The sequence below is a fragment of the Streptomyces aureus genome, assembly GCF_000725495.1.
GTDB lineage: Bacteria > Actinomycetota > Actinomycetes > Streptomycetales > Streptomycetaceae > Streptomyces > Streptomyces aureus_B.
The window spans coordinates 242,828-255,567 of record NZ_KL647040.1 but is presented as its reverse complement, the minus strand read 5'-3'; the positions used below and the strand labels follow the sequence as shown (position 1 = coordinate 255,567).

Annotated in this window: 1 protein-coding gene (cut by a window edge); it reads right to left on the bottom strand. The window is 74.5% G+C overall.

The genetic code is table 11. The features are described 5' to 3' along the window. Positions 1–12,740, bottom strand: the beginning of a protein-coding gene (locus tag IO36_RS39720) for a type I polyketide synthase (protein ID WP_037627924.1). The gene continues 15,115 nt to the left of window position 1, outside the view; 12,740 of the gene's 27,855 nt are visible here — the first part of the coding sequence; the start codon lies at positions 12,738–12,740; its stop codon lies beyond the left edge, outside the window.

Here is a 12,740-nt window from a genome sequence, read left to right as displayed (position 1 = left end):
GCGGAGAGCACGTCCTCGTCGGCGACGCCGTCGGCGGTGACCACGAGCCAGCGTCCGGTGAGCGCGGCGGTGCTCGCGGCGACCGGCGTCCACGCCACGCGGTAGCGCCAGGCGTCCACCAGGGTCTCCTCGCGGCGGCGGCCTCGCCATGCCGAAAGGCCGGGCAGCACGGCCGCGAGAGCCTCCTCGTCCACGGCGAGGTCGGTGGTGAGCGAGGCCAGGTCGCCGGTCTCGACGGCCTGCCAGAAGTCCGCCTCGACCGGGTCCGTACCGCCGGACACCACGGGCGTGGGCACCGGGATCCACAGGCGTTCGTGCTGGAAGGCGTAGGTGGGCAGGTCGGTCCGGCGACCGCCTCGGTACAGGGCCGCCCAGTCCACGGCGACGCCGCGGACGAACGCCTCCGCGAAGGACGTCAGGACGCGGTCCAGACCGCCCCGTTCGCGGCGCAGCGTGCCGGTCACCACCGCGCGCACGCCGGCCGCGTCGACCGCCTCGGCGATGCCCATCCGCAGCACCGGGTGCGCGCTGCACTCGATGAACGCGCGGTGGCCCTCACCGAGCAGGGCGGTGACGGCCGGACCGAAGCGCACGGTGCCGCGCAGGTTGCGGTACCAGTAGCCGGCGTCCATGACCGTGGTGTCGAGCCACTCGCCCGTCACGGTGGAGTAGAACGGGATCTCGGCGGTCCGCGGCCGGATCGGGGCGAGGAGTTCGAGCAGTTCCTCCTGGATGTCCTCGACCTGGGCGGAGTGCGAGGCGTAGTCCACGGCGATCTTCCGCACCCGGACGCCGTCCGCGGCCAGGGTGTCGAACAGCGCGTCCAGCGCGGCGGAGGCACCGGCCACGACCACCGAACCCGGCCCGTTGACGGCCGCGATCTGTACCGTGCCGTCGGAGGGCAGCAGCGGCTCGACGCGGTCCGCGGGCAGCGGCACGGACATCATGCCGCCCCTGCCCGCCAGCCGCCGTGCGATGGCCTGGCTGCGCAGGGCGACCACGCGGGCACCGTCCTCGAGGGAGAGCGCCCCGGCGACCACGGACGCGGCGATCTCGCCCTGGGAGTGCCCGAGCACGGCGTCCGGGTGCACGCCCTGCGACCGCCACAGCGCCGCCAGCGCCACCATCACCGCGAACGACGCGGGCTGTACGACGTCGACGCGCTCCAGGTCCGGCGCACCGTCCGCCTGTCGCAGCACGTCCAGCAGGGACCAGTCCGTGAACTCCGACAGCGCGGCGGCGCACGCGTGGATGTGCTCCGCGAACACGGGCGACTCGTCGAGCAGCCGCGCTCCCATGCCGGGCCACTGCGAGCCCTGGCCAGGGAAGACGAAGACGGTCCGGCCCTCGACGTCCGCCACGCCCTCGACCACGGCGGTCGTGTCCCCGCCGCGGGCGTAGCCGTCCAGGGCGTCGTGGTCGAGGACCACGGCCCGGTGCTCGAACAGCGACCGCGAGGTCACCAGCGAGTAGCCGAGGTCGAACGGGTCCGCCTGCCGGCCGACCAGGCGGGCGGCCTGGTCGCGCAGCGCGGGCGCGGACCGCGCCGACAGCACGAGCGGCAGCGCGGCCGGCCCCGGCACACGCTCGTCCCGTACTGGTTCCAGTGCCGGCGCGGCCGGCGATTCCTCCAGCACGAGGTGGACGTTGGTGCCACTGATGCCGAACGACGACACGGCTGCCCGACGCACCCGCTCCCCCGGCTCCCACGGCCGGGCCTCGTGCAGCAGCCGCACGCTGCCCGCGCTCCAGTCGATGTGCGAGGACGGCGTCGCGGCGTGCAGAGTGGGCGGCAGCACGCGGTTGCGCAGGGCCAGCACCATCTTCATGACGCCGGCGACGCCCGCGGCGGACTGCGTGTGGCCGATGTTGGACTTCACGGAGCCGAGCAGCAGCGGCCACTGCGGGTCCCGGTCCACGCCGTAGGTGGCCTGCAGCGCCTGGGCCTCGATGGGGTCGCCCAGAGCGGTGCCGGTGCCGTGCGCCTCCACGGCGTCCACGTCGGACGGCGCCAGCCGGGCGTTGGCCAGGGCTTGCCGGATGACCCGCTGCTGCGCGGGCCCGTTCGGCGCGCTCAGACCGTTGGACGCACCGTCCTGGTTGACGGCGGAGCCGCGGATCACCGCGAGCACCGGGTGGCCGTGGGCCCGGGCGTCGGACAGTTTCTCCAGGAGCAGCATGCCGACGCCCTCGCCGAGCGCCATGCCGTCGGCGCCCTCCGCGAAGGCCTTGGACCGGCCGTCGTGGGCGAGTGCCCGTTGCCTGCTGAACGCCGTGAACGGCCCGGGGTTCGGCATGACCGTCGCGCCGCCGGCGAGCGCCAGCGTGGTCTCTCCGTTGCGCAGCGACTGCGCGGCGAGGTGGATCGCCACCAGCGACGACGAGCAGGCGGTGTCCACGGTGACCGCGGGACCCTCCAGCCCGAACACGTAGGCGAGGCGGCCGGAGAGCACGCTGGGGATGGTGCTGGTGACGACGTGCGCCTCCAGGTCCTCGGCGTGCTGGGCGCCGTACTCCTGGAAGCTGGAGCCGATGAACGTGCCGGTCGCGGTGGACCGCAGTGCCGCCGGGTCGATGCCGGCCCGCTCCAGTGCCTCCCACGAGGTTTCCAGCAGCAGGCGCTGCTGCGGGTCCATGGACAGGGCCTCACGCGGCGAGATGCCGAAGAACCCCGGATCGAAGTCGCCGGCGTCGTGGAGGAAGCCACCCCGCGTGGTGTAGGTGGTGTGCGGCTTGTCCGGGTCGGCGTCGTAGAGCGCGGTCGCGTCCCAGCCGCGGTCAACGGGCCATTCGCTGCTGGCGTCGACGCCGTCCTCGACGAGGGCCCAGAACTCCTCGGGCGTGGTGGCGCCGCCCGGGAACCGGCATGCCATGCCGACGATCGCGATGGGCTCGTCGGGGGCGCCGGCCGCAGCGGTCACCCGCGCGCCGGCGCTGTCGGCGTCGAGCAGTTCCCCGGCCAGGTGGCGCGCCAGCGCCGACGGCGTCGGGTAGTCGAACACCATGGTGCTGGGCAGGGCGCGTCCGGTGACGGCACTGAGGCGCTTGCGCAGTTCGACGGCGGTCAGCGAGTCGAACCCGCCGTCGCGGAAGGCCCGTTGCTCCGGCACACCGTCCACGGAATCGTGGCCGAGCACACCGGCCGCCTCGGTGCGGATCAGATCCACGAGCAGCCGTTCCCGCTCCTCGGCGGGCAGTGCGGCCAGGCGGGCGACGAACTCCGTACGGCCGCTCGGTTCCTCGGCCTGTGGCGCCGCCTCCGGCAGCGCCGCGAGCAGCGGGCTCGGACGGGAGGCGGTGAAGACCGGCGCGTAGCGCGTCCAGTCCACGTCGGCGACGGTGACGGTGGTGTCGCCGCGCACGACGGCGTCGCGGAGTTCGGCGATGCCGACGGCCGGCGCGATGAACCGCAGGCCCTGCCGCAGCAGGTTCGCGGTCATCGCGTCGTCGGTCGCCATGCCGGTCTCGGCCCACGGTCCCCACGCCACGGACGTGGCGGTGAGGCCGCGCGCGGCCCGGGTCTCGGCGATGGCGTCCAGGCAGGCGTTGGCGGCGCTGTAGGAGGCCTGGCCGCCGGAGCCGATCGTGCCGGCGATGGAGCCGAACAGCACGAAGAAGTCCACGTCCTCGACCAGGGCGTCGAGGTTGACCGCGCCGGCCAGCTTCGCGGACAGCACGGAGCCGAACTCGGCGAGGGTCGTGTCACCGAGCGCCTTCATGTCACTGACACCCGCCGTGTGCACCACACCGGTCACCGGATGCTCGGCGAGCACCGCGGCCAGCGCGGCCCGGTCGGCCACGTCGCAGGCGACGATCTCGACCCGCGCGCCGAGTTCCTCCAGTTCGGCACGGAGCTCGACGGCTCCGGGCGCGTCCGGGCCACGCCTGCTGGTCAGCACGAGGCCGGTGGCACCGGAACGGGCGAGCCAGCGCGCGACCTCACCGCCGAGACCACCGGTGCCCCCGGTGACGAGCACGGTCCCGCGCGCGGTGAACTCGCCGGCGGGCGAGGGAGCGGAGTAGCGGACGAGACGTCGGGCGCTGCGCCCGGCCGGCCGGACCGCGACCTGGTCCTCGCCGTCCGTCCCGGCCAGGGTGGCGGCGAGGTGGGAGGCGGCTCGGTCGTTCATCACCGCGGGCAGATCGATCAGGCCGCCCCAGCGGTCGGGACGCTCCAGCGCGAGGCCCCGGCCCAGACCCCACACCGCGGCCTGCGCCGGGCGGGGCGCCGGGTCGCCGGGGGCCGCCGCCACCCCTCCCCGCGTGAGAACCCACAGCGGAGCGGTGATGCCGGCGTCGCCGAGCGCCTGAGCGAGCGTGACGGTCAGGGCCAGTCCTGGCGGGAACGCCGACGGCTCCTCCTCGGACGGCGGCACCCACACCACCCCCGCGTGGTCGCCGGCCCGTTCGAGCCGGGCCGCGAGCGCGGCACGGTCGGGTTCGGTCACCACCAGGGTGCGGACCTCGGCGCCGTGCGCCCGCAGCGCCTCGACGAGATCGGGATGCTCGGTCGTGCCGATGAGCAGCCAGGCGCCCGGCAGGGTAGCCGCACGCTCCGCCAAGGCGGCCCATTCGACGCGGTAGCGCCACGTGTCGCGCAGGGCACGCTCGTGACGGTCCCGATGCCACGACGACAGCGCGGGCAGCAGCGCGTCCAGCGAGTCTCGCTGGTCCTCGCCGAGGCCGAGGAGTTCCGCGAGCCCGGCGGCGTCGCCCGCGTCGACGGCCGCCCACAGCCGGTCGCCCGCCGGGTCGCCGGGCTGCCGTGTGCGTGCTTCGGGCCAGTAGAACTCACGGGAGAACGCATAGGTCGGCAGGTCGACGCGGCGGGCGCCGGTGCCGGCGAAGAAGGCCGCCCAGTCGATGGGCACGCCCCAGGTGTCGAGCCGTGCCAGGGCGGTGACGGCGGCCCGCTCCTCGTCCCGCTCGCCCCGCAGGACGGCGAGGGCGGCGACGTCGGCGGCGTTGTCCTCGACCATCGCCGAGAGGGTGCCGTCCGGCCCCAGTTCGACGAACGCGCGCACCCCACGGTCCACGAGGGTCCGTACGCCGTCGGAGAACCGCACGGCCTCGCGGACGTGCGTGACCCAGTACTCCGGCGTGGCCAGCTCGGCACCGGCGACATCGCCGGTCACGGTGGAGACCAACGGGATCCGCGGCTCGCCGAAGGACAGGCCCTCGACCACGGACCGGAACGCGTCGAGCATCGGATCCATCAGCGGTGAGTGGAAGGCGTGCGAGACCCGAAGCGCCTTCGTACGGTGGCCCCGCTCGCGGAACACCGTCTCGATCCGGGCGAGCGCGTCGGTCGCACCGGCGACGACGACGGAGCGCGGGCCGTTGACCGCGGCGATGGCCACGCCCTCGACCAGCTCGGCGGCGACCTCCTCCGCACCGGCCTCGACGGCCGTCATGCCACCGCCGGCGGGGAGTGCCTGCATGAGCCGGCCGCGCGCCGAGACCAACGCCGCCGCGTCGCTCAGCGACAGGACGCCGGCGACGTGGGCCGCCGCGATCTCACCGACCGAGTGCCCGGCCAGGAAGTCGGGTCGCACGCCCCACGACTCGACCAGCCGGTAAAGCGCCACCTCCAGCGCGAACAACGCCGGCTGCGCCCGGCCCGTCTCGCTCAGTGCCTCCTCGTCCTCGCCCCACATCACCTCGCGGACGCCCGCGTCGAGCTCCGCCGTCACCGCGTCGAACGCCGCGGCGAAGACCGGGAACCTGGCGTACAACTCACGGCCCATGCCCAGCCGCTGGGCGCCCTGCCCCGCGAACACGAAGGCCGTACGGCCGTGGACCGTCTCCCCCCGCGACAGAGCCGGGTCGGGCTCGCCGGCCGCCAGCGCGGCGAGGGCCCGACGCAGTGTCCCGGCGTCCGGTGCGATCACCGCCGCCCGCTGCTCGAACCGCGAACGCGTGGTCGCCAGCGAGTGGGCCAGGTCCAACGGCTCGGCCGATTCGGCCGACGCCAGCAGCCGCTCCGCCTGCGCCCTCAGCGCGTCCCGGGTGCGCCCGGACACCAGCACCGGTACGACACCCGCAGGAGTCACCCTCTCCGGGACGGACTCCGCCACCGCGGGCGGGGCTTCCAGGACCGTGTGCACATTGGTGCCGCTGAAGCCGAACGACGACACCGCCGCACGCCTCGGCCGGCCGGAGTCCGGCCACGGGGTCTCCTCGGTGACCAGCCTCACCGCGCCGGCCGCCCAGTCGACCTGCGTCGACGGCGCGTCCACGTGCAGGGTGCGGGGCACGACACCGTGCCGCATCGCCAGAACCATCTTGATGATCCCGGCGACACCCGCGGCCGCCTGCGTGTGACCGATGTTGGACTTCACCGAACCCAGCAGCAACGGCGCCTGCCGGTCACGGCCGTACGTGGCCAGCAACGCCTGCGCCTCGATGGGATCGCCCAACGCCGTGCCGGTGCCGTGCCCCTCGACGACGTCCACGTCGGAGGCCGCCAGCCCGGAGTTCGCCAGCGCTGCCCGGATCACCCGCTGCTGCGAGGGACCGTTCGGCGCGGTCAGGCCGTTCGACGCGCCGTCCTGATTCACCGCGGAACCACGGACCACGGCAAGGATCTCGTGCCCGTTGCGGCGGGCGTCGGACATGCGTTCCAGCACGACGACGCCGACGCCCTCGGACCAGGCGACGCCGTCGGCGGCGTCCGCGAAGGCCTTGCACCGGCCGTCGGCGGCGAGGCCACGCTGCCGGGAGAACTCGAGGAACGACGTCGGGGTCGACATGACCGTCACACCGCCGGCGAGGGCGAGGGAGCATTCCCCCGCACGCAGCGACTGCGCGGCCAGGTGCACGGCCACCAGCGAGGACGAGCAGGCCGTGTCGACGCTGACCGCCGGACCCTCCAGACCCAGCGTGTACGACACCCGCCCTGAGGCCACACTCGGGGACGTGCCGGTGCCCTGGTGGCCCTCGAACTCACCGCCGCCGAGCGCGTGGACGTAGTCGCTGTACATGACGCCGGTGAACACACCCGTGCGGCTGCCGCGCAGCACGGCGGGCGGGATCCCGGCGCGCTCGACGGCCTCCCAGGACGCCTCCAGGAGCAGGCGCTGCTGGGCATCGGTGGCCAGCGCCTCACGCGGGCTCATGCCGAAGAAGGCCGGGTCGAACTCGCCCGCGTCGTGCAGGAAGCCGCCGGAACGCGCGTACGACGTGCCGATGTGGTCGGGATCCGGATCGAACAGGGCGTCCAGGTCCCAGCCGCGATTGGTCGGGAAACCCGATATCGCGTCGGCCCCCTCGCGGACCAACCGCCACAGGTCCTCGGGTGAGGAGACACCGCCCGGATAGCGGCAGGACATGCCGACGATGACGATCGGGTCGTCGGTGACGGCCGTCGAAGCGGTGACCGGCTCGACCGGCTCCTCGGCGCCGAGCAGTTCATCCAGCACGTAGGCGGACAGCGCGCCCACGGTCGGGTGGTCGAAGACGAGTGTGGCCGGCATCCGCAGACCGGTGGCGGCCGCGAGCCGACCGCGCAGTTCGACCGCCGTCAGGGAGTCGAAGCCCAGGTCGGCGAAGGTCCGGTCGGGGTCGATGCGCTCGGTGCCGGTATGGCCGAGCACCGAGGTCACCTGGGCCCGCACCAGCTCCAGTACGGTGTCCGCCCGCTCGACGGCGCTCAGCCGCGCGAGCCGCTGTCCCAGGCCGCTCGCGGCGACGCTTCCCGCGGTGGCCCGGCGGACACGGGGCCGGACCAGGGCGCGCAGCACGGGCGGCACCTCGTCGCGGGCACGCAGCGCGGGCAGGTCGAGCCGTACCGCGACCGCCACGGCGTCGGGACCGGGAACCGCCGTGTCGAACAGCGCGAGACCGTCCTCGACGGACAGCGGCAGCGTGCCGGCACGGGCCAGGCGGCGCATACCCGACGCGCCGAGGGAGCGGGTCATTCCCGTCTCCTGCGTCCACGGCCCCCAGGCCAGCGACACGCCCGGCAGGCCCTGGGAGCGCCGCTCGGTGACCAGCGCGTCGAGGAAGGCGTTGCCGGCCGCGTAGGCCGTCTGCGCCGGCGCGCCCACCACGCCGGCGACCGAGGAGAACACCACGAACGCCGATACGTCCACGGCCAGTTCGTGCAGGTTCCAGGCCGCGTCGGCCTTCGGCCGCAGCACGGCGTCGATGCGGTCGGCCGTGAGCGAGGACAGGACGCCGTCGTCGAGGACACCGGCGGCGTGCACGACGCCCGTGACGGGCCCCTCGGCGGCGAACACGGCGGCCAGCGCGTCGCGATCGGCCGCGTCCACGGCGGCGAACGTCACCTGCGCGCCCAGCGCGGCGATCTCGGCCGCCAGCTCGGCCGCGCCTTCGGCGGCGGCACCGCGACGACCGGCCAGGACCAGCCGCCGCACACCGTGGTGTTCGGCGAGGTGCCGCGCCACCAGGGCACCGAGGCCGCTCGTACCGCCCGTGACCAGGACGGCACCGCCGCCCCAGTCGACGCCACCGTGGTCGGCGGACCGTACGCGGGCGAGGCGGGCGGCGAACACCTCGCCGTCCCGTACCGCCGTCTGCGGCTCACCGGTGGCCAGGGCCTGTACCGAGACGCCGTCGATGGCACTGAACCGTCCGGGATGCTCCGCCTCGGCCGCCCTGGCGAAACCCCACAAGGCCGCCTGCGCCGGGTCGACCGTGTCTCCCGGTCGCACGGCCACCCCGTCGTGGGTGAGGAACAGCAGACGGGAGCCGGCGCAGCGCTCGTCCGCGAGCCAGTCCTGTGCGACGCCGGTGGCCCAGACGACGTACGCATGGGTATCAGCCACCGGGTTGCCCGTGCCCGCCGGCGCCGGTGCCAGCACCACCGGCGGCACCGCGCCGGGCAGGTCGGCGACACCGGCGGCGACCAGCACCTCCACTCCGGGCAGCACGGGGGCGTCCGGCCCGAGGACCGCGACGGTCTCGGGCGCCGTTCCACCGGATACCGGCGCCCAGTCCAGACGGAAGAGCGCGTCCCTGCCCGGCTCGGCGGCCAGGCCTTCGTCCCCCAGAGGCCGTAGCGCCAGGGACGCCACCGACAGCAGTGGCGCGCCGGCGGCGTCCGTCACCTCGATCGACACGGCGGATTCACCGACCGGCACGAGCAGGACGCGGGCCGCCGTCGCACCCGTGGCGTGCAGGCGCACGCCTTCCCATGAGAAGGGCAGCATGGCGCCGCCGTCGCCGAGACCGGTGAGGGCGACCGCGTGCAGAGCGGCGTCCAGCAGTGCCGGGTGCATGCCGAAGGACGGCGCCTCGGCCGCGACGCTCTCGGACAGTTCGACCTCTGCGGCGACCGTGCCGTCCGGGCCGACCCGCCAGGCCGCGACGAGGCCGCGGAACGCCGGTCCGTACTCCAGCCCCGCCTCGGCCACGCGCTCGTAGAACCCTTCGAGGCCGACCGCCTCCGCCCCGGCAGGCGGCCACACGGTGGTATCGAAGGATCCGGCCTGCTCGCCGGGGGCAAGGACACCGTCGGCATGACGGGTCCAGGGGCGGTCCTCGCCCGAGTCGGTGGCCTCGCCCGCGTCGGACCGCGAGTACACCGTGAGGGTGCGATGCCCACGGGCGTCCGGGCTGCCGATCCACAGCTGCACCTGTACACCGCCCTGGTCGGGCAGCACCAGCGGCGCGGCGAGTGTCAGCTCTTCGATTCTGCCGCAGCCGACCTCGTCCGCGGCGCGCACTGCGAGTTCGAGCAGCGCGGTGCCGGGCAGCACGGCCGTGCCGCGCACGGCGTGGTCGGCGAGCCAGGCGTGCGAGGCGACGGAGAGCCTGCCGGTGAGCAGCACTCCGTCCGAGTCCGCCAGGGACGCGGCGGCGGCGAGGAGGGGGTGGTTCGCCGAGCCGAGTCCGGCGGCGCGCATGTCTCCCGACGCGGCGTGCGCGTCACGCGGCCAGTAGCGGCGGCGCTGGAAGGCGTACGTCGGCAGGTCGACGCGGCGGGCGCCGGTGCCCGCGAAGTAGTCGGCCCAGCGCAGCGGGACACCCAGCGTGTGCAGGCCCGCGGCCGCGGACGCGAGGGCGGCGTCCTCGGGCTGCGCCCCGCGCAGCGTCGCGACCACGCCGGCGTCCGGGAAGTCCTCCCGCACCATCGCGGTGAGCACCCCGTCCGGGCCCAGCTCCAGGAACGCGCCGACTCCGTGGTCGCGCAGCCAGGCGACGCCGTCGTGGAATCTGACCGGGCGGCGCACGTGGTCGGTCCAGTAGTCCGCGCCGGTCAGCTGCTCGACGGTGGCCTGCTCCCCGGTCACCGTCGACACGAGTGGCAGCAGCGGCTCGCGGAACGTCAGATCCTCGGCGACGGCGTGGAATGCGTCCAGCATCGGGTTCATCAGCGGCGAGTGGAACGCGTGCGACACCCGGAGCCGCTTGGGCCTGTGCCCCCGCTCGACCAGTGCCGCCTCGATCTCGGCGACCGCGTCGGCCTCGCCCGCGACGACCACCGACCGCGCGCCGTTCACGGCCGCGATCGACGCGGTGCCGGCGTGCTCGGCGACCAGCGGCGCGACCTCGGCCTCGGGCGCCCGCACGGACGTCATCACACCGCCGGCGGGCAGCGCCTGCATCAGTCGCCCGCGTGCCGCCACGAGAGCCGCCGCCGCGGGCAGGTCGAGGACACCGGCCACGTGCGCGGCGGCCAGCTCGCCGACGGAGTGACCGGCGAGGTAGTCGGGCTTGACGCCCCACGACTCCACCAGCCGGTAGAGCGCGACTTCGACGGCGAACAACGCCGGCTGCGCGTACTCCGTGCGATTGAGCGTACGGGCCGTCCTGGCCCACATGACCTCGCGCAGCGGGCGGTCGAGGTGGGCGTCCAGCGCCGCGCACACCTCGTCCAGTGCCGCGGCGAACACCGGGAAGCGGTCGTACAGTCCGCGGCCCATGCCGGCGCGCTGCGCGCCCTGGCCGGTGAACACCACGGCCAGTTTGGGTTTGCCGCGCGTGACGCCCGAGACGAGCCCGGCCGGCGTCCGGCCGGCGGCCAGCGCCGCCAGCGCGGCCCGGGCCTGCTCGTGATCGGCCGCCACGACGGCGGCGCGGTGCCCGAAGGCGGCACGCGTGGTCGCGAGCGAGAAGGCGGTGTCGGCCAGGGGACCGGAGTCGACCGTGGTGAGCAGGCGCGCCGCCTGTTCCCCGAGAGCCTCACGGGTACGCGCGGACACCAGCAGCGGCACCGCGCCGGCCGCGACGTCACCGATGGACGGCGCGTCCTCGCCGACTGCCCGGTCCTCGCCGGAAGCCCGGTCCTCACCGGACGCCTGATCGTCCTCGGATGCCCGGTCTACCTCGGACGCCCGGTCCTCACCCGACGCCTGATCGTCCTCGGATGCCCGGTCTTCGTCGGACGCCCGGTCCTCCTCGGACGCCCGGTCCTCGTCGACAGGTGCCTGCTCGATGATGGCGTGCGCGTTGGTGCCGCTCAGCCCGAACGAGGAGACGGCGGCGCGGCGCGGACGGTCCGCCTCCGCGGGCCATGGCGTGTTCTCGGTCGCGAGCGCCAGCGCCCCGCCGGACCAGTCCACATGGGAGGTCGGTGCGTCGACGTGCAGCGTCCTGGGCAGCATTCCGTGGCGCATCGCCAGGACCAGCTTGATGACGCCCGCCACACCGGCGGCGGCCTGCGTGTGGCTGATGTTGGACTTCACCGAGCCGAGCAGCAGCGGACGGTCGGCGGGGCGGTTGCGGCCGTAGGTGGCGAGCAGCGCCTCCGCCTCCACCGGATCCCCCAGCGTCGTGCCGGTGCCGTGCGCCTCCACCACGTCGACCTGGTCGGCGGACAGCCGCGCGTTGAGCAGCGCCTGCTCGATGACGCGGACCTGCGAGGGCCCGTTGGGGGCGGTCAGGCCGTTGGACGCGCCGTCCTGGTTGACGGCCGAGCCGCGTACGACGGCGAGGATCCGGTGCCCGTGGCGGCGTGCGTCGGACAGCTTCTCCAGCACGAGCACGCCGACGCCCTCGGCCCACCCGGTGCCGGACGCGGAATCGGCGAAGGAACGGCAGTGCCCGTCGGCGGCGAGACCGCCCTGCTTGGAGAACTCGACGAAGGTGAGCGGGCTCGACATGACGGTGACGCCGCCGGCCAGCGCGAGGTCGCACTCCCCCGCCCGGAGCGACTGGGCCGCCAGGTGCAGCGCGACCAGCGAGGAGGAACACGCCGTGTCCACGGTGACGGCCGGACCGACCAGTCCGAAGGAGTACGACAGACGGCCCGAGATCACGCTGGACGTGTTGCCGGTCAGCCGGTACCCGTCGATGTCGTCGGCCGGACCGACCCGGTACTCCTGGGGCATGGCGCCCACGAACACGCCGGCCTGCGTGCCTTTCAGGCCCGTCGGGTCGATGCCCGCGCGCTCCAGCGCGTCCCACGTCGTCTCCAGCAGCACCCGCTGCTGGGGGTCCATGGACAGCGCCTCACGCGGTGAGATGCCGAAGAAGTCGGCGTCGAACGTGGTGGCGTCGTGCAGGAATCCACCCGACAGCGTCGAGGACGTGCCCAGCGCCTCCGGGTCCCACCCCCGGTCGGCCGGGAAGTCGGTCACACCGTGGCCGCCCTGCTCCAGCATCGCCCACAGGTCCTCGGGGCCCCGTACGTCCCCGGGATAACGGCAGCCCATGCCGACGATGGCAATGGGCTCGGTCGCCGCCTCCTCCAGTTCCTGCACCTTCTGCCGGGTGCGCCGAAGGTCGACGGTGGCGCGCTTCAGATAGTCCCGAAGACGCTGCTCGTTGCCCAT